At 69.7% G+C, this 23,722-nt stretch carries 25 protein-coding genes; 4 read left to right on the top strand and 21 right to left on the bottom strand.

Annotated elements, in window-relative coordinates:
* Positions 1–58: 58 nt before the first annotated feature.
* From H2Q94_RS29610 to H2Q94_RS29650, 9 genes are all read right to left on the bottom strand, one after another.
* Positions 59–1,120 carry a zinc-binding dehydrogenase gene (locus tag H2Q94_RS29610; protein ID WP_243790404.1) on the bottom strand — a complete coding sequence of 354 codons (1,062 nt, stop codon included), beginning with the start codon at positions 1,118–1,120 and terminating at the stop codon, positions 59–61.
* Entirely contained in the window at positions 1,117–2,733 is a 1,617-nt protein-coding gene (gene phnE, locus H2Q94_RS29615; protein ID WP_243790405.1) for a phosphonate ABC transporter, permease protein PhnE, read from the bottom strand. Before phnE ends, H2Q94_RS29610 begins: the two co-directional genes overlap by 4 nt.
* Positions 2,730–3,494 (bottom strand): phosphonate ABC transporter ATP-binding protein, encoded by a 765-nt coding sequence (phnC, locus tag H2Q94_RS29620; protein WP_243790406.1) that lies wholly within the window; start codon positions 3,492–3,494, stop codon positions 2,730–2,732. Before phnC ends, phnE begins: the two co-directional genes overlap by 4 nt.
* Entirely contained in the window at positions 3,491–4,408 is a 918-nt protein-coding gene (locus tag H2Q94_RS29625; protein WP_243790407.1) for a phosphate/phosphite/phosphonate ABC transporter substrate-binding protein, read from the bottom strand. The genes phnC and H2Q94_RS29625 overlap by 4 nt, the downstream gene beginning before the upstream one ends.
* Positions 4,405–5,088, bottom strand: coding sequence for a phosphonatase-like hydrolase (locus H2Q94_RS29630; RefSeq protein ID WP_258718642.1), 684 nt, complete (start codon positions 5,086–5,088; stop codon positions 4,405–4,407). Before H2Q94_RS29630 ends, H2Q94_RS29625 begins: the two co-directional genes overlap by 4 nt.
* Positions 5,085–6,203, bottom strand: a complete 1,119-nt coding sequence (locus H2Q94_RS29635) for a TIGR03364 family FAD-dependent oxidoreductase (RefSeq protein ID WP_243790408.1) — start codon at positions 6,201–6,203, stop codon at positions 5,085–5,087. The genes H2Q94_RS29630 and H2Q94_RS29635 overlap by 4 nt, the downstream gene beginning before the upstream one ends.
* Before the next feature lie 132 nt (positions 6,204–6,335).
* A complete protein-coding gene (locus tag H2Q94_RS29640) occupies positions 6,336–7,115 on the bottom strand; it encodes a GntR family transcriptional regulator (protein ID WP_397545503.1) in 780 nt (259 codons plus the stop codon).
* Between the two features lie 46 nt (positions 7,116–7,161).
* Positions 7,162–7,656: a MarR family winged helix-turn-helix transcriptional regulator gene (locus tag H2Q94_RS29645; RefSeq protein ID WP_243790410.1), complete on the bottom strand. Its 495-nt coding sequence runs from the start codon at positions 7,654–7,656 to the stop codon at positions 7,162–7,164.
* A 350-nt stretch (positions 7,657–8,006) separates the two neighbouring features.
* On the bottom strand, positions 8,007–8,708 hold the full coding sequence (locus tag H2Q94_RS29650; RefSeq protein WP_243790411.1) for a pyridoxamine 5'-phosphate oxidase family protein: 702 nt from the start codon (positions 8,706–8,708) through the stop codon (positions 8,007–8,009).
* A 228-nt stretch (positions 8,709–8,936) separates the two neighbouring features.
* Here H2Q94_RS29650 and H2Q94_RS29655 point away from each other — a divergent pair, with 228 nt between their 5' ends.
* On the top strand, positions 8,937–10,103 hold the full coding sequence (locus tag H2Q94_RS29655) for a globin domain-containing protein (RefSeq protein ID WP_397545394.1): 1,167 nt from the start codon (positions 8,937–8,939) through the stop codon (positions 10,101–10,103).
* Positions 10,104–10,133: 30 nt separating this feature from the next.
* On the opposite strand, the gene H2Q94_RS29660 is transcribed toward H2Q94_RS29655, so the two are convergent.
* From H2Q94_RS29660 to H2Q94_RS29700, 9 genes are all read right to left on the bottom strand, one after another.
* Positions 10,134–10,598, bottom strand: a complete 465-nt coding sequence (locus H2Q94_RS29660; protein ID WP_243790412.1) for a heat shock protein transcriptional repressor HspR — start codon at positions 10,596–10,598, stop codon at positions 10,134–10,136.
* 2 nt (positions 10,599–10,600) lie between these two features.
* Complete coding sequence (gene dnaJ, locus H2Q94_RS29665; protein ID WP_243790413.1) at positions 10,601–11,809, bottom strand: molecular chaperone DnaJ; 1,209 nt, start codon at positions 11,807–11,809, stop codon at positions 10,601–10,603.
* A gap of 154 nt (positions 11,810–11,963) precedes the next feature.
* Positions 11,964–12,686: a nucleotide exchange factor GrpE gene (grpE, locus tag H2Q94_RS29670; protein WP_243790414.1), complete on the bottom strand. Its 723-nt coding sequence runs from the start codon at positions 12,684–12,686 to the stop codon at positions 11,964–11,966.
* On the bottom strand, positions 12,683–14,572 hold the full coding sequence (gene dnaK, locus H2Q94_RS29675) for a molecular chaperone DnaK (RefSeq protein WP_243790415.1): 1,890 nt from the start codon (positions 14,570–14,572) through the stop codon (positions 12,683–12,685). The genes grpE and dnaK overlap by 4 nt, the downstream gene beginning before the upstream one ends.
* A 242-nt stretch (positions 14,573–14,814) precedes the next feature.
* Positions 14,815–15,591: a DUF4097 family beta strand repeat-containing protein gene (locus H2Q94_RS29680; protein ID WP_243790416.1), complete on the bottom strand. Its 777-nt coding sequence runs from the start codon at positions 15,589–15,591 to the stop codon at positions 14,815–14,817.
* 82 nt (positions 15,592–15,673) lie between these two features.
* A complete protein-coding gene (locus H2Q94_RS29685; RefSeq protein ID WP_243790417.1) occupies positions 15,674–16,279 on the bottom strand; it encodes a TetR/AcrR family transcriptional regulator in 606 nt (201 codons plus the stop codon).
* A complete protein-coding gene (locus H2Q94_RS29690; protein ID WP_309501097.1) occupies positions 16,276–16,599 on the bottom strand; it encodes a DMT family transporter in 324 nt (107 codons plus the stop codon). Before H2Q94_RS29690 ends, H2Q94_RS29685 begins: the two co-directional genes overlap by 4 nt.
* A gap of 82 nt (positions 16,600–16,681) precedes the next feature.
* Positions 16,682–17,140, bottom strand: a complete 459-nt coding sequence (locus tag H2Q94_RS29695) for a DUF1707 SHOCT-like domain-containing protein (RefSeq protein WP_243790418.1) — start codon at positions 17,138–17,140, stop codon at positions 16,682–16,684.
* Between the two features lie 107 nt (positions 17,141–17,247).
* The gene (locus H2Q94_RS29700) at positions 17,248–17,919 is read right to left on the bottom strand and encodes a GAP family protein (RefSeq protein WP_243790419.1); all 672 of its coding nucleotides are present in this window, start codon (positions 17,917–17,919) and stop codon (positions 17,248–17,250) included.
* 197 nt (positions 17,920–18,116) lie between these two features.
* On the opposite strand from H2Q94_RS29700, the gene H2Q94_RS29705 reads away from it, so the two are divergent.
* The gene (locus H2Q94_RS29705; protein ID WP_243790420.1) at positions 18,117–20,462 is read left to right on the top strand and encodes a (Fe-S)-binding protein; all 2,346 of its coding nucleotides are present in this window, start codon (positions 18,117–18,119) and stop codon (positions 20,460–20,462) included.
* 114 nt (positions 20,463–20,576) lie between these two features.
* Here the strand turns inward: H2Q94_RS29705 and H2Q94_RS29710 are convergent, their stop codons facing one another.
* Positions 20,577–20,813 (bottom strand): hypothetical protein, encoded by a 237-nt coding sequence (locus H2Q94_RS29710; RefSeq protein ID WP_243790421.1) that lies wholly within the window; start codon positions 20,811–20,813, stop codon positions 20,577–20,579.
* Between the two features lie 249 nt (positions 20,814–21,062).
* Here H2Q94_RS29710 and H2Q94_RS29715 point away from each other — a divergent pair, with 249 nt between their 5' ends.
* The gene (locus tag H2Q94_RS29715; protein ID WP_243790422.1) at positions 21,063–21,701 is read left to right on the top strand and encodes a Uma2 family endonuclease; all 639 of its coding nucleotides are present in this window, start codon (positions 21,063–21,065) and stop codon (positions 21,699–21,701) included.
* Between the two features lie 15 nt (positions 21,702–21,716).
* Here H2Q94_RS29715 and H2Q94_RS29720 read toward each other — a convergent pair whose 3' ends face one another.
* On the bottom strand, positions 21,717–21,926 hold the full coding sequence (locus H2Q94_RS29720) for a DUF397 domain-containing protein (protein WP_243795997.1): 210 nt from the start codon (positions 21,924–21,926) through the stop codon (positions 21,717–21,719).
* Positions 21,927–21,983: 57 nt separating this feature from the next.
* Here H2Q94_RS29720 and H2Q94_RS30590 point away from each other — a divergent pair, with 57 nt between their 5' ends.
* Complete coding sequence (locus H2Q94_RS30590; RefSeq protein ID WP_258718643.1) at positions 21,984–22,118, top strand: hypothetical protein; 135 nt, start codon at positions 21,984–21,986, stop codon at positions 22,116–22,118.
* A gap of 286 nt (positions 22,119–22,404) precedes the next feature.
* On the opposite strand, the gene H2Q94_RS29725 is transcribed toward H2Q94_RS30590, so the two are convergent.
* On the bottom strand, positions 22,405–23,625 hold the full coding sequence (locus tag H2Q94_RS29725) for an epoxide hydrolase family protein (protein WP_407075462.1): 1,221 nt from the start codon (positions 23,623–23,625) through the stop codon (positions 22,405–22,407).
* Positions 23,626–23,722 lie beyond the last annotated feature (97 nt).

The raw sequence follows: 23,722 nt of genomic DNA on the forward strand, positions 1-23,722 counted from the left end.
GTTAGTTGCAGACGGCAACTTACTGAGGAGTGGCCTACCCCACGACCTCCGGACGGAGCTACGGCACCAGAGCCACCCGCGGGACACGAGCCCGCTCGGCGAACGCCACCGCAGCGTCCACTTCGCCGAGCGGGAAGGAACGCGGGACCAGCGCCGCGAAGTCGGCGTGCCGGGCGCCGCGGGCGAGGAAGTCGACGGCCGAGACCAGATCGTCCGCGCCGTAGTTGTGCGAGCCGCTGACGGTGAGCAGCCGCCGCACCACCGACTCGGCGCTCAACCCCACCGGGTCGGCAGGCGACACCGACCCCACCAGCGCCAGGTGGCCGCCGATGGCCAGCAACTCCCACGAAGAGCGGATCGCCGCGTTGCTGCCGGACAGTTCGAGCACGGCCACCGCACCCTCCCCACCGCTGAGCCGCCGGACCGCCGCCGCGGCACCGTCCGGGCCGGTCACCTCGGCGGCACCGAACGCACCGGCCGCGTCGCGGCGGCCGGCGTCCGGGTCGCACGCCACGATCGAGCGCACACCGAGATGCCGCAGGTAGGCGACGGCGGTCAGGCCGAGCATCCCGCAGCCCTGCACCACGACCACGCCCGCCGGATCCGGGTCGGCGCGGTGCACCGCGCCGACCACCGTCGCGGTGGCGCAGTTCGCCGGGGTGATCACCGCGTCCGGCACGTCCGGAGGCACCTCGACGAGGCCGGTCCCCGCGAGCAGGTGGCAGTGATCGGCGAATCCGCCGTTGAGCGCCCACGCGTCCGTGCAGGCGGCGTGCCCGTACTTGTGCTGCTCCGTGCACTTCTGCGGCAACCCGCGGCGGCACCGCGCGCAGCTCCCGCACGCGGTGCCGATCGTCCAGGTGAGCCGCATCCCCGGCTCGACGGATGCACCGGAACGAGTGCGCGCCGCCGGACCGGCGGCCACCACCTCACCGACGGCCTCATGCCCGAGCACCGCGGGCAACGGAGTGGGCCGATCACCGCGCAGCGTGTGCAGGTCGCTGCCGCAGATCGTCGCCATCCGAACCCGCACCAGCACTTCGCCCGCCCCGAGCTCCGGATGCGCGAACTCCCGGAGCAGGAAGCGCTCCCCGTCCCACACCGCCGCCCGCGCCGTCACCGCAGCGCCTTGCGCAGCCACAACGCGAGCAGCTCGATGAGCAGCACAACGCCGAACGACAGCAGCAGCACCGTCGTGACCACCCCGAACTCCAGCACTCTCGACGCGTTGAGCAGGTAGAAGCCGATGCCTCCCGCGCCCACCAGGCCGAGCAGCGTGGCCGACCGGACGTTGGTGTCGAGCTGGTAGAGCACGTGCGCGAGGAACGCGGGCACCGCCTGCGGCAGCGTCGCCGCGAAGAACACCTGCGTGCGGGACGCGCCGGTCGCGCGCACCGCCTGCTCGACGTCGCGGTCCACCTCCTCCAGCGAGTCCGCGACCAGCTTGCCGAGCAGGCCGACCGCGCCCACGGCGAGCGCCAGCGCGCCCGCGACCGCACCCAGCCCGGTGATCACCACGAAGATGATCGCCAGCACCAGCTCCGGGATCCCCCGAACGGCCAGCACGATCCCGCGGAACGTCCGGGCGACCGCGCGGTTCGGCGCGACGTTCTCGGCGGCGAGCGCACCGATCGGCAGGGCGAGCACCGCGCCCAGCAACGTCGCGGCCAACGCGATCTTGATGGTCACCAGCAGTTCGGCCAGCAGCTCGCCGAAGATCCCGCCGGTCTCCGGCGGCCAGAACAGCGCCAGCGCCGGGCCGAGGTCGGTGACCGCACGAGCGAACTGGCCACCCGAAATCCCCGCACCCCACACCGCTGCCACCAGCGACGCCACCGCGAGCACCAGGTAGCTCGCCGCGCGTACCCGCGCGAACGTCCACGGCACCGAAATGCCGGATCCGCGCGGCACCGCGCGCGGGCGGCCGCCGAGCAATGCTCGCCGCAACGCCCCGGACAGCAGCTCCACGACCACGCACAGCGCGAGCACCACCAGCGCCAACGCCATTCCCCGCTGGTAGTCGAGCTCGCCGAGGGCGTGCGCGATCTCCATGCCGATGCCGCCGACCCCGACGAACCCGAGCACCACCGACACCCGCAGGTTGATGTCCAGCCGGTGCAGCGAGGTCGCGATGAACGAAGGCAGCACCTGCGGCAGCACGCCGGCCGCCAACTCCTGCACGCGCCCGCCGCCCGCGGCCCGGATCGCGGTGCGCGGGCCTTCGTCGAGGTGCTCGATGGCGTCGGCGTAGAGCTTGCCGATCATGCCGATCGAGTGCAGTCCCATCGCCAGCACTCCGGTCAGCCCGCCGAAGCCGAACACCCGGAAGAACACGATCGCCAGCACGACGTCCGGCACCGCCCGCGCCGCGACGATCAGCCCGCGGGCACCGTGCCGAGTCACCCTGCCCGGTGTCGTGTTCACCGCCGCGAACACCGCGATCACCCCGCTGAGCAGACTGGCGAGCACGGTCGCGGTCACCACGATGGCCAGCGTCCGACCGCACATCGCCAGCAGCTCGCCCACCGGCGGGAAGTCCAGCGGCACCGTGCGGGCGAGGAAGTCGGCGGCGTTGCCCGCGCTGTCGATCAGCGTCGCCAAGTTGAGCCGCAGGTCGGCGACCGCCCACACTCCGGCACCGAGCAGCGCGAGCAGCACCGGTGCCGCGCCGACGCGACCGGGTCGCGGTCGCGGACGGGCAAGCGAGGGGCGCGCCGAGAGCTGCGCCGTCACGTCGCGGCCCCCACGTGCTCCAGGCTCGTGTAGACCGACATGGCCGCCTCGCGACCGAGACCGTCGACCGGCGTGTCCAGCACTACCGAGCCGCCGCGCAACCCGATCACCCGGTCGCCCCAGGACAGCGCCAGGTCGACCTGGTGCAGGCTGCACAGCACCGTCAGCCCGTCCTGCCGGGCGATGTCGCTGATCAGCCGCATCACCTGCGCGGCGGACTCGGGATCGAGCGAGGCCACCGGCTCGTCGGCGAGCAGCACCTCCGGCCGTTGGATGAGCGCCCGCGCCACCGCGGCCCGCTGCTGCTGGCCGCCGGAGAGCGTGTCGGCCCGCTGGAACGCGTGGTCGCGCAGCCCGACCCGTTCCAGTTGTTCCAATCCCGCCCAGCGCACCCGCTTCGGATAGGTGGGCAGCCCGAGCCGGGGACCGCGCAGCGAGCCGAGCGCCCCGGTGCACACGTTCTCCAGCACGCTCATCGCCCCGACCAGGTGGAACTGCTGGAACACAAAGCCGACGCGCCGCCGCAGCCGCCGCAGCTCGGCTCCGCCGAGCGCCGCCACATCGGTGCCGAGCACCGTGACGCGACCGGACGTCGGCCGGTGCAGACCGTCCACGTGCCGCAGCAGCGTGGACTTGCCGGAGCCGGACAGGCCCAGCAGCACCGCGATCTCCCCGGCTCGCACGGTCACCGACACCCCGTCCAGGGCGACCAGGTCGCGCCCGAACTCCTTGCGCACGTCGTCGAACTCGATGGCGGTCATGAGCACTGCTCGTCGCGCGTCGTGCGGCACACGTCCCGGATGCCGTCGTAGAAGGAGTCGTCGACGCCGGTGAAGCCCCAGCCGTTCTGGTCGCCGATCGGGCATTCCCCGGCGCACAGCCCGCGTTCCCGCAGGCGATCGCTGTTGGCCTGCTCGCCCAGCGCCCGGGTGATCTTCTCCCGCAGCGCCGGATCGAGGTCGTCTGACAGCGCCACCGGGTCGGACGGGATCACCGGCGAGCGCCACAGCACTCGGAGCTCACCCGGCTTCAACTGGCCCTTCTCGATGAGCTGCCGGTCGACCATCGTGTCGTAGGCGAACCCGGCGTCGCAGTCACCGTGCGCGACGGCCAGCGCCGCCGCGTCGTGCCCGCCGCTGAAGACCGGCCGCGTGCCCTGCTCCGGGTCGACCCCGGCTTGCAGCAGCCCCGCCTTCGGGTAGAGGTGCCCGGAGGTGGAGGTCGGGTCGACGAAGCAGACCTGCTTGTCCCGGAAACCGGCGAGGTCGGTGATCCCGCTGTCCGGCCGGGTGATCGCGTAGGAGCGGTAGCCCGGCTCGACGCCCTTCTCCGCGACCTGCGCGGCGACCGCGGTGGCGGGCACGCCCTTGCTGCGGGCGAGCACGTAGGAGAACGGGCCGTACTTCGCGATGTCGATCTTCCCTGCGCGCTGACCCTCGATCACCGCGGCATAGTCGGTGGCCTGCTGGAACACGACCTTCTTGCCGGTCTCGGCGGCGATCAGGTCGATGACGGGCTGGTAGTCCTGGCGCAGGCTCTGCGATTCCTCGCTGGGGATGGCGGCGAACACCAGCTCGTCATCCGAACCGGAGCCGCCGTCGGCGGCGCTCGGGCCGCACGCCGAGAGCAGCGCGGCGCAGGCGGTCAACGCCAGCATTCGGTGGATCTTGTTCATCGGGAATGCTCCTTCCCGGCCAGCAGCTCCGGCAGGTCGTTGATCGAGTCGAGGCAGTGCCCGGCTCCGGCGCCGAGCAGGACGTCGCGGTCGTGCGCGCCGGTGCGCACTCCCGCGACTACGGAGGCACCGGCACGCAGGCCGGAGAGCACGTCATAAGCGGTGTCGCCGACCACGGCGACACGTCGGACGTCCGTCACGCCGAGCCGGAGCACGGCGGTGAGCACCATGTCGGGGTAGGGCCGCCCCCGGCCGGCCTCGGCGGGGCTGAGCGTCAGGTCGGCCAGTCCGTGCCAACCGAGCGCAGCAAGGATCCGATCCTGGGTTTCCGGAGAGAAGCCGGTGCTCAACGCGACCTTGATGCCATCGGCGCGCAGCAGGCGGATGGTCTCGGCGGCGCCGGGGATCTCGGTGCACGCCCCGGATCCGACCAGGTCGGCGTAAGCGGTCTCGAACGCGCGGTTGGCCCGCTGCGCGCGCTGCTCGTCCAGCAGGGCGCGGAAGACGACGATCTTCGACTCGCCCATCGTGCGGTGGACGTGGTCCAGCATCGCCGGGAACTCCCGTCCCGGGACGCCCACCTCGGTGATGGCCGCGGTGAACGCCTGCTCGACCAGTCCGCCGTCGGCCACCGTGGTACCCGCCATGTCCAGCACGGCGAGTTCGATTCCGCCGCTCACAGCCCCGCCTCCGTCGCCGTGTCCGCCGCGATGGCAGGCGAGCAGGTCATGCCGCGGCCACCGGGGCCGGTGACCAGCCACACGCCGGGCGCCACTTCTTCGCGGTGCACGAGCCGCCCGCCGTCGAGGCACTGCGCGTAGACACCCGCCCACCTCCGCCGGATCTCGGGTGCGGGCCGCCCGAGCAGCTCCGCCACCCGTTCCCGCAGGTGCTCGTAGGGCTCCTCGGTCACGTCGAACGGGAACGGCTCCTCGTAGGCGTGCGTGTCGCCGATGGTGAGCCCGCCGTCGAGGCGCTGGACCATGAGCAGCTGCATCGCGTGCTCGGCGGCGACCGGGGACTGCGGCTCCGCTGCGGTCAGCTCGTCGAGCGCGGCGCCCCGGTAGGCCGGGTAGTAGCGGAGGCTGTCGCCGTCGGCGACGGACGTGGTCAGCGGCTCGTCCAGCGGCGCGGTCTGCATCATCTGCAACCGGACGCGGCGCACCGGCGGTTCCGGCGCCAGCTCGCGGATCGGGCCGCTGAGCACGGCTCCCGTGCAGAGCACGACCACGTCGGCGGTGTGCCGCTGCCCGTGGTCGTCGCGGACGGAACCCTCGGCGACCTCGACCACCTCCCTGCCCGGCAGCCACCGGTAGCGGCCGGTCGCCGCCAGGTGCGCGCGCAGCGCGGGCTGCGCGGTGCGCGGCTCGACGGCGGCGTCGCGCTCCGACCACAGCGCGCCGCGCATCTCGCCGCGCAGCGCCGGGTTGATCGACCGCGCCTTGCCGGGGGAGAGCAGCGTGGTGCCGCGCGCCGCCGCGTCCGGTCCGGCGGCGAACCGCTCGCCGACGGCCAGCTCGCCGTCCGTTCGGAGCACGGTGAGCGAACCGTTCGCGCGGAATCCGAGGCCCGGCACCGACTCGGCGATCCGCTCCCAGTGGTCTCGGGCGCGCTGCGCCGCTTCCACCTCCGGCCCGGCGGCCCGGCCGCTGACCCAGACGAGCCCGAAGTTGCGCACCGACGCGCCGCGCGCCTCCGGTTCCCGTTCGAGCTGGACCACTTCATGACCGCGTTCGAGGGCCTGCCAGGCGTGCATGGTCCCCAGCACGCCGCCGCCCACCACTATTACTCGCACGGCGACGAGCCTGCGGTCCGGCGACCAATGCGCCGTGGACCGATGGGGAACCCGCGGTGAACGAGCCCGAAATCTTGGACTAGATCAGTTACCTTTTTGTGACATTGGAGCTGCGGGCAGGAACTCGAACGATCAGTCGGCCCGCAAGTGGGCTTCGAAGCTGAACCGGTCACCGCGGAACAGCGACCGCACCCGCTCGATCGGCAGCCCGTCGGCGCCCTGCGACACGCGGTGGATCAGCATCATCGGCAACGAAGGGTTGGTACCGAGCAGCAGCGCCTCGCGCGGCGTGGACAGCACCGTCTCCACCCGCTCGCGGGCCTCCGCGAACACGACGCCGTACCGCTCGCCGAGGAACGCGTACAACGAGCTGTCCGGCTCGAACTCCGCAGGCAGCCCGGGAAAGCGCGCCGCGGGCAGATAAGTCGACTTCAAACCGATCCGTTCCCCATCGGCCATCAGCACCCGCTCGATGTGCAGCACGTCGGCGCCCGCCTCGATGCGCAGGTCCGCGGCGAGTTCGGGATCAGCGGCGACGACCTCGGAGGTGACCAGCAGGCGACTCGGCCGCAGCCCCCTGCTGCGGACGCCTTCGGTGTAGCTGACCAGTGCCAGCGGCTGCACCAGCTTCGGCGGGGCGACCACGCTCCGGCTGCCCTGCCTGCGCTGCAACCGGCCTTCCAGCACCAGCTCGCCCACGGCCTGCCGCAACGTCACGCGGGACACGCCGTAGCGCTCGGCCAGCTCGCGTTCAGGCGGGAGCGACGCGCCTTCGCCCAGCTCCTCCACGAGCGCGACCAGGCTCGCCTTCACCTCGTAGTAGCGCGGCACCCGGCCGTGCTCCGGGATACCGCCCCGCACCGGCTCGCCCGCTCGATGCGGCGGTCTCGACTCGTCGCGCACGCACGGCAGCCTAGAGACCTGGCGAATCCCCACCGCAGGTCGGCTCGGCGGGTGCTCAGAACATCCGGTTGAGCTGGGACAGCAGGCGGGAGAGGTCTTGGAGGTCCGTGGTGGACCAGTGGGCGAACTCGCCGTGCATGTGCTTGCGCCGCTGCTTGCGGACCTGGGCCAGCCGGGAGCGGCCGGAGGCGGACAGCTGGATGCGCCGCGCTCTGCCGTCGTCCGGGTCCGGTACCCGTTCCAGCAGGTCCAGCTCGACGAGGGTCGCGATCTGCCTGCTCACCGTGGACTTGTCCAGCCCGGTGCGGTCCGCGACGTCCATGCCGCGCAGCGATCCGGCGTCGTCGACCATCAGCAGCAGGCTGTAGGAGGCCGGGTCGAGGTCGGGATGCACCTGCGAGGCCACCGTCATCGAGAAGTTGCGGGCACGCCGGAACATCATCACCAGCTCGCGTTCGACCGCTTCGGCCGCACCTCGCCGTTCCCGGTCTTCGGTCCTGCCGGAACCCGTCGCCGGACTGTCCGCCGGCGTCTCGATCCGCTCGATCACGGCACTCTCCGCCCGCCGTCGGTGCATTGACGCATCGCTTCCGCGCGACACCAGTGTCCCGTTCGCCCAGTATCCCGTTCTCCAGGGGTGCACCCGCACCCTGGGGGCTCGCCGGAGCGTCCGCGTCCCGCCGGGCACCCGCAGATCCCGACGGAGCGATCTTGTAGTCGTTGTCTTGCCAGCGGCGAAGCCGATGAGCAGCGACCACCTCGGCACGAGGACCACCGGCGGGTTCTCGATGAGCCTCTCGCGAGAACGACTTTTCCCTCGGGGCGGAGCCACGAGATCTCGCGGCGAGAGGCTCACCGAGGTTCCGCTGCCCGGACACCCGCACCGGCCGGAAAAGGGGCTCAGGGAACGAAGTAATTGCCTGCTTTGCGTTTGGGGTCGTCTGTTCCCCAGCTGCGTTTGCGCAGTACCGGGACCATTCGCGGGATGTGCTTGCGGCAGTGGATGTAGGCCTCTTCCACCTCGACGACCACCCAGCGCTCAGGAGTGCGGCCGCGGTCGAACTCGACGGGCAGCTGCGGGTGCAGCTCGCGCAGCTCGGCGTCCTCCACGATCCGCGCACCGCCGTTGACGTGCAGACCGATCAGATCTTCGGCGAAGTCGACCATGAGCAGGCCGATGTGCGGGTTCTCGCTGATGTTGCCGAGGCTGGCGAACACGCCGTTGCCGCGGTACTCGGGATAGGCGAGGTGGCGGTCGTCGAGGACCTCGATGAAACCGGGCGGACCGGCGCGGAGGCTGGAGTCGCATTCCCCGTGGCCGTCGGCGGTGGCCACGAAGGCCATCTCGATCCGGCCGATGAACTCGCGCATCCGGGCGTTGAGGTGGTCGAGGACCTGGTCGTCGTAGAAGCGCCGCGCGCGCTTCTCGGTTCCGTAGGCGGTCTGCAGCAGATGCTCGCCGTCGGATCCGGGCAGGTCGGCGGGGTCCCGCCGGTCGGCGTCCGGGCCGCGTCGGCCCGGTTCGCGCCGGAACGCTTCGTCCGCGCGGACTCCGGCGGACTCCGCGTCGGCCGGGCAGGCGGTGTGAGTTTCGGGGCGCACGCGCACACAGTGTCATGCGCGCGACAAAATCCACACCATCAGCCGCAGGTTTCCCCGCTACATATCGAGGACGCCGACGGGGAGTAGTCGAAACGCCCGCAAACGTGTCATCAATAGTGTGAGGAGGCGACAAGGCGTTATGGTCCTGCACGTCGGGGGACATCGAACGCCAGCAGCAGTGTGCACCTATCGGATGCCACCCGAGTCCGTGGAGACCACGACCGAACCATGTCAGCGAACGCCGTACTGAGCCCAGGGCCTCGCCCGAACCGGCCGACACCGGAACGCGCGAGCCAGATGGTCCACTTGATCCGGGAGAGCTGGACCGGCGTCGAGGCACGCACCGACGAGGTGGCCAGGTTCTTCTACGCGATGCTGTTCAGCATCGCCCCCCGCACCCGCGAGCTGTTCGCCGCCAACATGGAATCCCAGCGCGACCGGCTGATGCGGGCGCTGGTGCACATCATCCAGATGATCGACCGGCCCGACGACCTGCTGCCGTTCCTGCACCAGCTCGGCCGGGACCACCGCAAGTTCGGCGTGGTCTCCGAGCACTACGAGGCGGTCGGCACCGCACTGCTCGCCGCGATCAAGAAGCACTCCGGCACCGACTGGACCCAGCAGGTGGAACGCGCCTGGGCTGAGGCGTACACGGTGCTGGCCACCGCGATGATCAGCGCGGCGAACGAGGACAACGGTCCCGCCTGGTACGACGGCGAGGTCATCGGCCACACCCGGCTGACCCGCGATCTCGCGGTGATCCGGGTGCAGACCGACCACCCGGTTCCCTACCACCCGGGCCAGTACGTCAGCGTCGAAGTGCCGCAGCGCCCACGACTGTGGCGCTACCTGACTCCCGCGAACCAGCCCGGCGAGGACGGCGTTCTGGAGTTCCACGTTCGCACCGTGGACGGCGGCTGGGTCAGCCGCGCCCTGGTCGGGCACGCCCAGCGCGGTGATCGGTGGCGGATCGGTTCGCCGATGGGTCAGCTGCACGTCGACCGCGAATTCGAACGGGACGTGCTGATGGTCGCGGGCGGCACCGGTCTCGCCCCGATGCGGTCGATCGTCGAAGACTTGGCCCAGTACGGCCAGAACCCGCGGGTCCGCCTGTACTACGGGGGCTACGCGCCCGAAGACCTCTACGACCTGGCGAATCTGCAGCGGGTGGCGATGACCAACCCGTGGTTCACGGTGACCCCGGTGCTGGAGGAACCGGCGGGGACCGGCGCCGAACAGGGCACGCTGGCCGAAGCGGTGGCACGTCACGACTGGTCCCAGCACGAAGTGCTCATCGCGGGATCACCGGCGATGGTCCGAGCCACCGTGTCGAAACTCCTGGTCACCGGAGTGCCGCTGGACCAGATCCACTACGACCCGTTCGCCCTGGACTGACTCGTCCCGCGGGGCTCGGGGACACCGAGCTCAGCGGCGACGGGAGTCCGGCTTCCAGACGACCAAGGCGGTTTCCTGCTGCACGGGGACGAGGTCTCGGCGGTAGGAAGCGTGCACTTGAGCCGCGGTCTGCTCGACGGACGCGTAGGCGGCGGTGAGTTCGTCCATCAGGCCCTGCACCTTGTCGCGCAGCGCGTCGACCTCGTTCTCCAGCTCGATGATGCGCTTCACCCCGGCGAGGTTGACGCCTTCCTCCTGCGAGAGTCGCTGCACTTCGCGCAGCAGCGCGATGTCCCGCGCCGAGTAGCGCCGTCCGCCCGCCGGGGTGCGCCCCGGCGAGACCAGGCCGAGCCGGTCGTAACTGCGCAGCGTCTGGGCGTGCAACCCGGAGAGCTCCGCGGCCACTGAGATCACGAACACCGGCGTGTCCTCATTGGCCCCTGGTGGGAAACCGATCGTCACGTTCAGCCGAGCGCCGCGTGGACCGTTACCCATGCCTACCTCCCGAGCAGCTCGTCCCACTCCGCACGCGGATCGTGCTCCGCCGTGGCCTCCGCATAGGACCGCAACGCCTCCGCGGCTGAATCGTCCAAAGTGGATGGCACGACGACCTGCAGGGTGACCAGCAGGTCACCGCTGCCGCCGGATTTCCGGCCGACACCTTTGCCGCGCACCCGCAGCGTCCGCCCGCTGGCGGTACCGGGCTGCACCTTCAGCGAGACCTTCCCGTCGAGGGTCGGCACAGTCAAAGTAGTGCCCAGCGCCAACTCGGGGAAGGTCACCGGAACCGTCACCGTCAGATCATCACCGGATCGTCCGAACACCCGGTGCGCGTTGACGTGCACGACCACAAAAAGGTCGCCGCCCGCCGCGCCGTTGCGCCCCGGCTCGCCCTGACCGGCCAGCCGGATCCGCTGGCCGTCGTTGACGCCTGCCGGGATGCGCACGGTCAACGTGCGAGATCGAGTGGCGACGCCCTCGCCCCGGCAGTCCGGGCAGGGGTCGTCGATGATCTGCCCTTTGCCGCGGCAGTCCGGGCAGGGCTCGCTGAACGCGAACGCCCCCTGGTTGCGGGTCACCAGCCCCGCGCCGGAACACGTGCTGCACGTGCGCGGCCGGGTACCGGCCTTCGCACCCGAGCCGTGACAGGTCAGGCAGGTGGCCGGGCTGGACAGCCGCAATGGGACCGTCGCGCCGCGCACCGCCTCGGCGAAGTCGATTCGGACCTCGGTCTCGACGTCCGCACCTCGCTGCGGCCTGCTCGCGGTGGAACCGCCACGGTGCCTGCCCGCGCCGCCACCGCCGAACAGCCCGCCGAACAGGTCGCCGATCCCGCCGGTGCCCGCTCCGGCCCCACCGGGCCGAGCGCCGCTGCCGAACAGGTCGCCCAGGTCGAAACCGCCGGCGCCACCGGCGCCCGCTCCGGAACCGAAGCCCCCGAAACCACCTTGATTACCGCCGAAGCCGCTGCCGAACAGGCGGCGAGCCTCGTCGTACTGCTTGCGCTTCTCCGGGTCGGAGAGCACCCCGTACGCCTCGGAGACGGCTTTGAACTTCGATTCGGCCTTGCTGTTGCCGGGGTTGGCGTCGGGGTGGTTCTCCCGCGCCAGCTTCCGGTAGGCCTTTTTGATCTCGTCGGTCGTCGCGTCGGACGAAACGCCCAGCTCGCCGTAGAAGTCCTTGTCGAGCCATTCCCTGGCACTCACCGGGCGCCCCTCCTTTCGCTTCGCTGTCGTGCCGCACCGGCCTGCGGTGCGGGTGCGGACCCGACCCCGCCCGGCGCGAATGGCCAGGCGAGGCCACGCGGAACGCGACCTCCCGTGTTGGTGACGTCGCGTTCCGCCGAGCGGGGTCGTGGTCTCACTGTGCCGTGTCCTCGCCGGTCTCGGCACCGCTCTCCGGTGGTGCCGCGGCCGCCGGCTCGTGGTCGGTGACGGCGACCATCGCCGGCCGCAGCACCCGGTCACCGAACCGGTAGCCGCGACGCAGGACGGTCGTGACGGTCGGCCCCGACACCTCGGGAGAGGTGTCGTGCTGCACCGCCTCGTGCACCGACGGGTCGAACTCGTCGCCTTCCGTGCCGAACGGCTCCAGGCCCGCGTTGGTCAGCGAACCCGTCAGCTTGTCGGCCACCGCCTTGAACGCACCGGTGAGGTCGCCGTGCGACTCGGCCCGTTCCAGGTCGTCGAGCACGGTGAGCAGGTCACCGGCGACCGACGCCTTCGCGGCGTTGACCACCGACTCCCGGTCGCGCTCGACGCGCCTGCGGTAGTTGGCGTACTCGGCCGTGACCCGCTTGAGGTCCTCGGTGAGTTCGTCGACCTGCTTCTGCAGGCCGGCGTCCGCGCCGTCGACCTCGGGCTCCTCGGGTGCGCCCTCGACGGACGTGCCTTCGGCGACCTTGGCCAGTTCCTCGTCCAGCGTGCCGGACATGCTCTCTGCCACCTGCCCCTGCTCGGTGGCGGCCCGGGGTTCACCGGTCTGCGGATCGATCCGCCTGCGGTCCCGGACCACCACCGGCTCCTGCTCGCCGTCCTGCGGCGGCTGCTGCCGGTCGGAGTTGCCTGAGCTCTCGGAGGTCACTTCTTCTTCTTTTCGTCCTCGTCGTCCACGATCTCGGCGTCCACCACGTCGTCGGCGCCACCGCTGGTCGCGCTCGCACCGGCCGCTCCGGTGGCACCGGCCGCTCCGGCGTCGCCTTCGGCTCCGGCCGCGTCCGCGGCCGCACCGGCGTCGGCGTAGAGGGCCTGGCCCAGCGCCTGGGACTCGGTGGCGAGCTTCTCCACCGCGGCCTTGATCGCGGCGACGTCCTCGCCCTTGAGCGCTTCGTTGACCTCGTCGACGGCCGACTTGACCTTGGTCTTGGTCTCCTCGGGCAGCTGCTCGTCGTTGTCGGTGAGCACCTTCTGCGTCTGGTAGACGAGGGTCTCCGCCTGGTTGCGGGCCTCGGCCTCTTCACGACGCTGCTTGTCCTCGTCGGCGTGCGCCTCGGCGTCGGAGACCATCCGGTCGATGTCCTCCTTCGGCAGCGCGGAGCCGCCGGTGATGGTCATCGACTGTTCCTTGCCGGTGCCGAGGTCCTTGGCATTGACGTGCACGATGCCGTTGGCGTCGATGTCGAAGGACACCTCGATCTGCGGCACGCCACGCGGCGACGGCGGCAGCCCGGTGAGCTCGAACATGCCGAGCTTCTTGTTGTGCGCCGCGATCTCGCGCTCGCCCTGGAAGACCTGGATCTGCACGGACGGCTGGTTGTCGTCAGCGGTCGTGAAGGTCTCGGAACGCTTCGTGGGGATCGTGGTGTTGCGCTCGATCAGCTTGGTCATGATGCCGCCCTTGGTCTCGATGCCCAGGGACAGCGGAGTGACGTCCAGCAGCAGGACGTCCTTGACCTCACCGCGCAGCACACCGGCCTGCAGGGCGGCGCCGACGGCGACGACCTCGTCCGGGTTCACGCCCTTGTTCGGCTCCCGGCCGTCGGTGAGCTCCTTGACCAGGTCGGTGACGGCGGGCATCCGGGTGGAGCCGCCGACGAGCACCACGTGGTCGACGTCGGCGATCTTCACGCCCGCGTCGCGCACCACGGCCTCGAACGGTTTGCGGGTGCGCTCCAGCAGGTCGGAGGTGATGCGCTGGAACTCCGCACGGGACAGCGTCTCGTCGAGGAACATCGGGTTCTTCTCGGAGTCCACCGTGATGTACGGCAGGTTGATGTTGGCCGTGGAGGAGCTGGAGAGCTCGATCTTGGCCTTCTCCGCGGCTTCCTTGATCCGCTGCAAGGCCATCTTGTCCTTGGTCAGATCAATGCCGTTGGAGTTCTTGAACTTGTCGACCAGCCAGTCGACGATGCGCTCGTCCCAGTCGTCACCACCGAGGTGGTTGTCACCACTGGTGGCGCGGACCTCGACGACGCCTTCGCCGATCTCCAGCAGGGACACGTCGAACGTGCCGCCACCGAGGTCGAAGACCAGGATCGTCTGTTCCTTCTCGCCCTTGTCCAAGCCGTAGGCCAGCGCGGCGGCGGTCGGCTCGTTGACGATGCGCAGCACGTTGAGCCCGGCGATCTGGCCGGCCTCCTTGGTGGCCTGCCGCTGGGCGTCCTCGAAGTAGGCCGGGACGGTGATCACCGCGTCGGTGACGTCGTCACCCAAGTAGGACTCGGCGTCGCGCTTGAGCTTCATCAGCACTCGCGCGCTGATCTCCTGCGGCGTGTACGCCTTGTCGTCGATCTCCGTCTTCCAGTCGGTGCCCATGTGGCGCTTGACCGACCGGATGGTGCGGTCGACGTTCGTCACCGCCTGGTTCTTCGCCGGCTGCCCGGTGAGGATCTCGCCGTTCTTCGCGAAGGCGACGATGGACGGCGTCGTCCGCGAGCCCTCGGAGTTGGCGATGACCGTCGATTCACCGCCTTCGAGGACGGAAACGACGGAGTTGGTCGTCCCCAGGTCGATACCGACCGCTCGCGACATGGATGGTTCCTCCTGCTCTTGCTCATGCGCCCAGGACCGGATAGTCCGTTGAGCCTTGCCGACTCAAGTTTTACCGACAGGAATCGGCAGCCGTCAAATCGGGTTGAGCGCGGGACGCTCAATGTTTCTGCCTGGACAACGGCTGAGCTGCACCGGAAGTTCCCGGCGGGCCGTGAAAACTCGATGTTCCGCACGCCACACGACCCCGGGGCCGCTGCCGGAACCGGACGAATCCCCGGACGTCAGCCGTGGTCGACCTCGATCGAGCCGGTCCCGGTGCTCAGTTCGAGCCGCCGCGGCGAGTTCGGATCGGTGGTCACGTCGATGTCCTGCGAGCCGGTGCCGGTGTCGGAGTCGACCCGGTACGCCTCGTCCGGCACTTCGAGTCCGATGCCGCCGGTACCGGTCGTCGCCCGCACGACCCGGGGTCCGGTCAGTTCCAGGTCGATCGTGCCCGTGTCGGCGCGGGCCGTGATGTTCCCGCCACCGAGGTCCTCGCCGTCGATCCCGCCGCTGCCGGTCGTCACGTCCACATCGCCGTCGACGTCGCGCAGTTCGACCCCACCAGCGGATCCGCGCACCCGCACCGGCCCGGCCACGTCGGACACCCGCACCGACCCCGCGGAGGTCTCGACGTCAACGGACTTCATCCCGGCGACCTCCAGCCCGCCCGAATCACCGGTGCCCGTGACCGGCACCGGAGCGGGCAGCGTCACCTCGTAGTCGACCGAGCAGTCTGCGCCGCACGCCGCCAGCACGAGCGCGCCGCCCTCGACCCGGTGGCTGGTCCCGTCATCGCCGCCCAGCCAGTCGCGCACCTGCTCGCGCACTTCGGCCCGAGCTCCGGGCCGGTACTCGATCCGCACCTCCCCGGCGGATTCGGCGAGCCGGACCTCGGTGATCCCGGACAGCGGCGTGACGCTCTCGCGGCCGCTCTGACCTCCCCAGCCCCAGCTCACGACCGTGCCCGCGATCAGCAGGCAGGACGCACCGGCGACCGCCAGCCCCGTCCGCACCATGATCGTTCCCCCTCGTACGACGATGCATCCGCACAGTAACGGCCGCGACCACGGTCCGGAACCGAGCTGCCCGCGATCCTGGTCAGCCCGTGACCTCGCCGACTTCCCGCAGGTACGACATCGGTTGCAGCAGGAAGTGCAGTGCGGGCTCGAAGTCCGCCGCGACCGGCGGTTCGTCGGCGATGAGGGCCTGCATCATCAGCCCGTCGATCGCGGCGAACAGCGCCTTGACGATGCCCTCGTCGGCGCCGCGCCCCTCGTTGATCTCGCTCGCGCCGACCTCGATCCACCGCCGGGCCGCCGGACGCAGCGCGGGCCTGCGGGCGGCGAGCAGGTACAGCTCGTACTCGGCGATGGTGCGCGCCCGCCGCTCGTTGATCATCTCCGCCAGGTTCTCCGCGATGGTCTTCGCCCACGCGCGCCCGTCCTCCGGCGTGCGCTCGCGCATCCGCGCGATGTCCGCGATGAGCAGTTCCGCGCTCTCCAGCAGCGTCGCCACCAGCAGTTCGTCGATGCCAGTGAAGTAGTAGGAGATCGACGCGGGCGGCACGCCGGCCTCCCTGGCGATGGCGCGGTGGCTGACCCCGGCCACCCCGTCGCGCTCCACGACGCGGGTGGTCGCGTCGAGGATGGCGCGGCGACGGCGTTCCCCCTTGGCGAGGCGGCCGTCGGTGTGCTCGACGGTCAATGCGCACCGCCGAGTTCGAGCGCCACGACGCCGCCGATGATCAGCGCGAGGCCGCCGAGCTGCACGGCGGTGATGCTCTCGCCGAGGAACGCCACGCCGATCAGCGCGATGAGCGCGACCCCTGCACCCGACCAGATCGCGTAGACGACACCGACCGGCAGGCCCATCTTGAGCACCATCCCGAGCGCGACGAACGCGGCGCCGTAGCCGATCACCACCATGATCGAGGGAAACGGCTTGCTGAAGCCCTCGGAGAGCTTCAACGACACGGTGCCCACCACTTCGGAGCAGATGGCAAACACCAGCATCAGGTACGCCACCTGATCCTCCTCGCGAGAAACCTGAACGTGTGCCCTAGTTGTTCCAGGGTATATCAATCCCGCGTGGCCTCGGCAGGTCTGTTCAGCGGTCGAGCTCGCCCCGGGGCGGCCCTTCGGCGCCGTCGGAGTCCTCGGAGCCACCGAACAGCGCCTGCGACCCGAGCACCGCGGCCCAGATCCCCATCGGGAAGATCGGGAAGAAGAAGATCCAGCCGCCGGTCGCCAACGAGATCACCAGCCAGATCCCGGTCAGCAGGAACGCGACCTGAGCCCATTCCCGCCACTGCTTCTCCATACCGCGCCAGGGCCGCTTGACGGGAGGCTTCGCGGGTTCGGCCACGGGAGCGGGCGCCGAATCCGGCAGGTCCGCGGTCAGCGGCACCAAGTCGGCCCGGGTGACTGCCGCGTAGGCGTCCCGGACCCGCTCGTCGTATTCGGCCAGGCCGAGCCGCCCCTCGTCGAACGCCACCCGCAGCCGCTCGGCGACCTGCTGGCGATCGGCATCGGAAGCGCGCACCGCCGGGCGCTCGGCGTCGTCCATTGCTCCCCCTGAACTCGATGAGGCCGCGACTGGCCGGTCGTCGGTTACCCGAGAGAACTCCGAGGATACGCGGTCGGCGCGCCCTCGGAGGACCGTTCGATCAACCATCAGCTCAGCCCGAACACGCCGAGGTAGTACTGCACTCCGCGGCTCGCGAGCAGGAACCCGACGATCCCGAGCAACCAGAGCCAGGTGTCGTCCTTCTTCTCCGCCCGCTTGTCCAGCCACCGCCGCATCCGCGGCCGCAGCGTCCGCTCGAACATGCCGAACCCGGCCATGAGCAGCAGCGGCGGCAGCACGAAGATCGCCACGTAGCTCGCCAGCAACGGCAGCGCGACCAGCGCGTCCGACGTGAAGCCGCGCAGGATCCCGAGCGCGCCGAGGTAAGGCAGTGCGGTGCTGAACTCGGCGATCGTGATGGTCACGCCGACCCCGAACACCGCTCCCAGCGGCAGCCGCTCGGGGAGCTTCGGCAGTCCGCGCTTGGCCGATTCCGGCGGGAACAGCGCGTAGAGCAGCATCGCCGAACCGCCCAGCGCGGCGAGCGCGTAACCGGCGCGCTCGGCGAACTCGGTGTCTGCGATGCGCAGGAATCCGTCCAGCCCGAAGTAGATCAACAGCCCGAGCAGGAGGTAAGTGGTGAAAATCGCACTGACGTAAGTCAGCACCCGAGTCCGGAATGGACCACCGCGCAACAGCAGGAACAAGGTGACCGCCAGCGCGGACGGATTGAGCGCGTCCAGCAGGGACAATCCGTAGAACCCCAGTAAAGACGACATGCCAGCCCCCAGGCTCGAAACCAGAAACCTGGGCGATCGTACAACATAAAGTGGGGCGATCGGCCAACTAGTTTTTCGGGAAGCCGTTGCGCAGAATCACCCCCTGTTCCCACCACGGCGTAGCCCCGCTGGTTACCGGCTAGTAATAAGGCGTACGCTCCTCAAACGGACAACCCCCGAACATGGAGGCCGCGAGCATGGGTGCTCTGCAGCTGGTCCTGGGCTTGATCTGCCTGGCGGTTACGGCCGTCGCGGTGGTGATGGTGACGCGGACCGTGCGGCGGATGATGTCGTCCATCCGCCTCGGACAACCGGACCCGACCAGGCGTGGCCCATTCGGGGCGAGGTTCGGGAACATGCTCAAGGAGGTCTTGGGCCACACCAAGATGCTCAAGTGGGGCCACGTCGGTGTGGCGCACTGGTTCGTGATGGCCGGCTTCGGCGGCCTGAGCCTGAGCGTGCTGGAGGCCTACTTCGAGGTCTTCGTCCCCACCTTCGAAACCCCGGTGCTGAGCTGGTTCGGCCCGTGGAACCTGATCGTCGAACTGCTCGGCATCACCACGGTGCTCGGCGGTTTCTGGCTGATCGCGGTGCGCCAGCTCAACCACCCGCGCCGCGCGGGCCGCGTGTCGCGGTTCCAGGGCTCCAACTTCGGCCAGGCGTACTTCGTCGAGGCCGTCGTGGTGCTGGAAGGCTTCGGCATCATGGGCCTGCGCGCGTTCAAGCAGGCATCGGACCTGTTCGAGGCGCCGCTGTGGTCCTCGCCGATCACCTACGCGCTGGGTGCCGTCCTGCCTTCGAGCACGGCGGCGATCTCCCTCTTCGCCGGGTTCAAGATCCTGTCCGCGATGATCTGGGTCATCGTCATCGCCTCGAACATCACGATGGGCGTGGCGTGGCACCGGTTCACCGCGTTCTTCAACATCTACTTCAAGCGCGAGGTCGGCGACGGCCGGGCGCTGGGCGCGCTGCAGCCGATGATGTCCGGCGGCAAGGAGCTCGACTTCGAGGAAGCCGACCCCGACGAGGACGTGTTCGGCGTCGGCAAGGTCGAGGACTTCAAGTGGAAGGGCTGGCTGGACTTCACGACCTGCACCGAGTGCGGTCGCTGCCAGTCGCAGTGCCCCGCGTGGAACACCGCGAAGCCGCTGTCGCCGAAGCTGCTGGTCACCTCGCTGCGCGACCACGCCTACGCGAAGGCCCCGTACCTGCTGGCCGGTGGCGGCAAGGACATGGCGGGCGACGAGGTCGGCATCACCGGCGACGGCGCCGAGGAGAAGCTGGCGAGCATCAACGCGCTGGCGCTGGCCGAGGCCGAGCGCCCGCTGGTCGGCGGCCCCGAGGAGATGGGCGTCATCGACCCCGAGGTCCTGTGGGGCTGCACCAACTGCGGCGCCTGCGTCGAGCAGTGCCCGGTGGACATCGAGCACGTCGACCACATCGTCGACATGCGCCGCTACCAGGTGCTGATCGAGTCGAACTTCCCCACCGAGCTCGGCGGGATGTTCAAGAACCTGGAGAACAAGGGCAACCCGTGGGGCCAGAACGCCAAGGACCGGTTGAACTGGACCGAGGAACTGGACTTCGAGGTCCCGGTCTTCGACGGTGAGCTCGCCGAGGACACCGAGTACGTGTTCTGGGTCGGCTGCGCCGGTGCCTTCGAGGACCGCGCGAAGAAGACCACCCGTGCGGTGTCCGAGCTGCTGCACATGGCCGGGGTGAAGTACACGGTGCTCGGCGGCGAGGAGACCTGCACCGGTGACCCGGCCAGGCGAGCGGGCAACGAGTTCCTGTTCCAGATGCTCGCGCAGCAGAACGTCGAGACGCTGAACTCGGTGTTCGAGGGCCGTGAGCCCGGCAAGCGCAAGATCGTCGCCACGTGCGCGCACTGCTTCAACAGCCTCGCCAACGAGTACTCGCAGCTCGGCGGGAACTTCGAGGTCGTGCACCACACGCAGCTGCTGAACAAGCTGGTCCGCGAGAAGCGCCTCACCCCGGTCGCCCCGGTCGCCGAGGACGTGACCTACCACGACCCCTGCTTCCTGGGTCGGCACAACAAGGTCTACACGCCGCCGCGTGACCTGGTCGGCGCCTCCGGTGCGAACTTCCGCGAGATGCCGCGCCACGGCGACCGCTCCATGTGCTGCGGCGCGGGCGGCGCCCGGATGTGGATGGAGGAGAAGACCGGCAAGCGCATCAACGTGGAGCGCGTCGACGAGGCGCTGGGCACCGCGCCCCAGAAGATCGCCACCGGCTGCCCGTTCTGCCGCGTGATGCTCAACGACGGCCTCACCGCCCGCCAGAACGAAGGCGCGGCGTCGGAGAACGTCGAGATCGTCGACGTCGCACAGCTGCTGCTGTCGTCGGTGAAGCGCGGCGGCGACGGCGCCTCGGCCCCGGTCGCCGAGTCCGACGGCGAGGCCGACTCCGCGGGCAAGGCCGAGATCGGCGGCGAAGCCGAGGTCAACGGCAAGGCCGACGTCCCCACCGACGCCGACCCCACCGGCACCCCGCTCCCGGACCAGGACAAGTCCGACAGCTGACCCGCAACGCGAAGAAGGGGCAGGCCCACAACGGGCCTGCCCCTTCTTCTTGTTCAACCGCTGGGTCCCGGTGAGGTGGCGGGACCGTCGCGGTCGTTCGTGCGGTACCTGGCGTCAGCCTGCGATCTTTCCGGCGACGAAGTCGCTCACCGGCAAGCCCTTGTGGTAACCGGCCTTGCTGCCGTTTCCTGCTCCGTTGCCGTTGACGCCGCTCTGGTGCACGCCGACGTTGGTGCCGTCCTGGTTGTTGGTGACGTACCCGTCGGCGAGCGCCGCGGGGGCGGCGAGGGCGCTCAGGCCGAGCATGATCCCGGCGGTGGCTGCGGTCTTCGCGAACTTCGAGAGCTGCATGAGTACCTCTCCGTCGTCCAGTCGGTTCGGCGTCGATCTGCATCGATCGCCGGGATCAGTCCTACGGGGTGAAGGTCGACTCGGCGCGCTCCAGCGGCCACTGCCACCCGACCCGGTGGTCCTAATCGCGAGAACGGGGCTACCTTCGCCGCCACCGAGCACAAGCGGTAACCAAGCATCGACCACACGTTCGAGTGCTTGATTCGAAAACGCTTGCACCGCTGGAGAACGACTCGGCAACGTGGAGCCATGAGTACTGTGGAAGCGGAAGGGGTGATGACCATGGCCGCCGCGTTGGACCACGAACCGACCGAGTTCGACCCGCTGGTCGACCTGTACGGCGTATGGACCCCTGAGCTTGCCGACCGGTACTTGCCGATTCCCGGGATGCCCCCGGTGAAGTACGAGTGCCTGGACGGAAAGCTGATTTTGAGCCCTTACGAAGGTTCGGCGAACATCTATGCGGCCGACGAGATCTTCGTCCGCCTACGCCGCCCCGCCCGTGACCTTGGCGGTGGCGCCTACACCACGCTGAACGTCCAGCTCGCATCCAACCGCTGGATCCAGCCGGACTTCACCGTGCTCCGCGAACCGGCGAGAGGCCGAGTCTGGATTCCTGCGGAACAGACATTGCTGGTGGGCGAGTGCGTGTCACCGTCGAGCCGCAAGGCGGACCGGATCGACAAGCCCGCACGCTGTGCCGAGGCGGGCATTGAGTTCTTCATGCGGGTCGAAGTGTCTTACGCACGCCAGCAAGCAGAGGTCGTGTTGCTGCGCTTGAACGACGCTGGATACCAAGTGCACACCAAGTCACTGGCCGGGTCGCGATTCGAGACGGACGTCCCATTCCCGTTGTCATTCGACCCGGCCGAGCTGCTGGAGGACTGATCAGCCCGGCGAGACCTAGTGCGGTAAGCATTGGAGGAACGAGCGCCATGCTCCGGGGGTGAAGGCGAGGGCGGGGCCGTGTGGCGCCTTCGAGTCCCGCACCGCCACGGCAGATCCGGCGAACGCCACCTCGACGCAAGCGTTTCCAGAACCGCCACCGGACCGGCTGCTCTTCCGCCATGTGGCCTCAGTCGAAGCAACTTCGACGCGTGCGGCTTTTCGCATGCCGAAATCGACCCCGACACCGACGAGCCCGACCCCGAACAGATCCGCCTCTGGGGCATGGAACTGCCGGAAGGCCACGCGGTCGTCTACTGGCGCGCAGAAGGCAAGAGCCGATTCGCCACCTTCGGCTCCGCGAGCCGAGCCGCCCAACGCTTCGGCCCGCTCTACGACCTCGCCCTCATCTACCCCTGAGCGGCCCGCCCCGCCCGCACCGCATGCAAGTGAACGGACCTCCCACTGGACGAACGGTCCGTTCACTCACGCCTCGTGCCGCGCCGTCTGATCACTCCGCATCCCCGGCCGGCGGTGTTCCGAAGTGAACGGACCGTTCGCCCAATCCCGTTGGACGAACGGTCCGTTGACTCATCTCCGACGCCGCTGGTGATCGTCGGGGCGGTTCGGGTGAACGGACCGTTTGCCCGAACTCGTTGGACGAACGGTCCGTTCACTCGGAAACCGAAGCCGCTTCCGGTCGCGGTCAGCGGGGCAGTGAGGTGAAGAACTCGCGGACGTCGGTGGTGAACAGGTCCGGGACCTCGGCGGCGGCGAAGGTGCCGCCTCGGTCGTACTCGGTCCAGCGCACGATGTTGTTGAGGCGTTCGGCGAACGGGCGCACCGGGGCGAGCACGTCCTTCGGGAACACCGCGACGCCGTGCGGAACCTCGCCGACTTCCAGCTGAGCCAGCGCGCCTTCGGATTCGGCGTGCTCTGCGGTGTCGGGAGTCTCCACGAAGGACCGCGCCGAGGAGTGGGCCGTGCCGGTCAGCCAGTACAGCATCACCGTGGTCAGGATCCGGTCGACGCCGAGCGCCTCGTCCGGGGACTCGACGCAGTCCGTCCATTCCCGCAGCGCACCGACGATCCACGCCAACTGCCCCACGGGGGAGTCCGCCAGTGAGAACGCCAGCGACCGCGGCTTGGTGGACTGGATCAGCTTGTAGCCGTAGAGCTCGTTCATGTAGCGCTCCCACGACGCCATCCGCGCGTGATCGGTTTCGGTGAGCTCCTCCATCTCGCCGGGAGCGCCGGTGGGGAACGTGATCAGCCCGTTGGTGTGCACGCCCACTACTCGTTCCGGTGCTCGGAGCGCGACCTCCCGGGAGATCCAGGTGCCCCAGTCGCCGCCCTGGACTCCGTAGCGCTCGTAGCCGAGGCGGCGCATCAGTTCGATCCACGCCCGCGCGATCCGCTCGGAGCCCCAGCCGAATTCCGTTGTGGGGCCGGAGAATCCGTACCCGGGTGGTGACGGGATGACCAGGTGGAACGCCTGAGCCCGAGCCGCGCCGTGTCCGCGCGGGTCGGTCAGCGGGCCGATCACGTCGAGGTATTCGGCGATCGAACTCGGCCAGCCGTGCGTGAGCAGCAGCGGCAGGGCGTCCGGTTCGGGTGAGCGGACGTGCAGGAGGTGCACCCGCTGCCCGTCGATTTCCGTGGTGAACTGCGGGTGTTCGTTGAGCAGCGCCTCCTGCGCTCGCCAGTCGTAGCCGTGCCGCCAGTGCTCGACCAGCCCCTTCAGGTAGTCGACCGGCGTCCCGTGCTCCCAGCCGCTGCCCGCGACCTCATCCGGCCAGCGAGTGCGCGCCAGCCGCTGCGCCAAATCGTCCAACTGCCGCTGCGGAACCTCGACCCGAAACGCCTCCACGCCACACCTTCCACGCCGCCCACCAGTTACGTACTTTGTACGGTACACGTTACGCATCGGAGCCCGTTCCAGGTGAATGACCTGTTCGACCGGTGGGAGCGGCCAACGGAGGCGTGCACGCGGGAGCCGACGTGGGGTGAACGGCCCATTTGAC

Origin of the sequence: Saccharopolyspora gloriosae (genome assembly GCF_022828475.1) — a bacterium.
Taxonomy (GTDB): domain Bacteria; phylum Actinomycetota; class Actinomycetes; order Mycobacteriales; family Pseudonocardiaceae; genus Saccharopolyspora_C; species Saccharopolyspora_C gloriosae_A.

What these genes read in the sequence shown, in the direction of transcription:
- H2Q94_RS29695 (WP_243790418.1), bottom strand. Translation starts at nt 17,140, where the DNA reads ATGGACGACGCCGAGCGCCCGGCGGTGCGCGCTTCCGATGCCGATCGC.
- H2Q94_RS29700 (WP_243790419.1), bottom strand. Translation starts at nt 17,919, where the DNA reads ATGTCGTCTTTACTGGGGTTCTACGGATTGTCCCTGCTGGACGCGCTC.
- H2Q94_RS30590 (WP_258718643.1), top strand. Translation starts at nt 21,984, where the DNA reads ATGGAACTGCCGGAAGGCCACGCGGTCGTCTACTGGCGCGCAGAAGGC.
- dnaK (WP_243790415.1), bottom strand. Translation starts at nt 14,572, where the DNA reads ATGTCGCGAGCGGTCGGTATCGACCTGGGGACGACCAACTCCGTCGTT.
- H2Q94_RS29625 (WP_243790407.1), bottom strand. Translation starts at nt 4,408, where the DNA reads ATGAACAAGATCCACCGAATGCTGGCGTTGACCGCCTGCGCCGCGCTG.
- H2Q94_RS29660 (WP_243790412.1), bottom strand. Translation starts at nt 10,598, where the DNA reads ATGGGTAACGGTCCACGCGGCGCTCGGCTGAACGTGACGATCGGTTTC.
- H2Q94_RS29680 (WP_243790416.1), bottom strand. Translation starts at nt 15,591, where the DNA reads ATGGTGCGGACGGGGCTGGCGGTCGCCGGTGCGTCCTGCCTGCTGATC.
- H2Q94_RS29720 (WP_243795997.1), bottom strand. Translation starts at nt 21,926, where the DNA reads ATGCGAAAAGCCGCACGCGTCGAAGTTGCTTCGACTGAGGCCACATGG.
- H2Q94_RS29710 (WP_243790421.1), bottom strand. Translation starts at nt 20,813, where the DNA reads ATGCAGCTCTCGAAGTTCGCGAAGACCGCAGCCACCGCCGGGATCATG.
- H2Q94_RS29715 (WP_243790422.1), top strand. Translation starts at nt 21,063, where the DNA reads ATGAGTACTGTGGAAGCGGAAGGGGTGATGACCATGGCCGCCGCGTTG.
- phnC (WP_243790406.1), bottom strand. Translation starts at nt 3,494, where the DNA reads ATGACCGCCATCGAGTTCGACGACGTGCGCAAGGAGTTCGGGCGCGAC.
- H2Q94_RS29655 (WP_397545394.1), top strand. Translation starts at nt 8,937, where the DNA reads ATGTCAGCGAACGCCGTACTGAGCCCAGGGCCTCGCCCGAACCGGCCG.
- H2Q94_RS29705 (WP_243790420.1), top strand. Translation starts at nt 18,117, where the DNA reads ATGGGTGCTCTGCAGCTGGTCCTGGGCTTGATCTGCCTGGCGGTTACG.
- H2Q94_RS29725 (WP_407075462.1), bottom strand. Translation starts at nt 23,625, where the DNA reads ATGCGTAACGTGTACCGTACAAAGTACGTAACTGGTGGGCGGCGTGGA.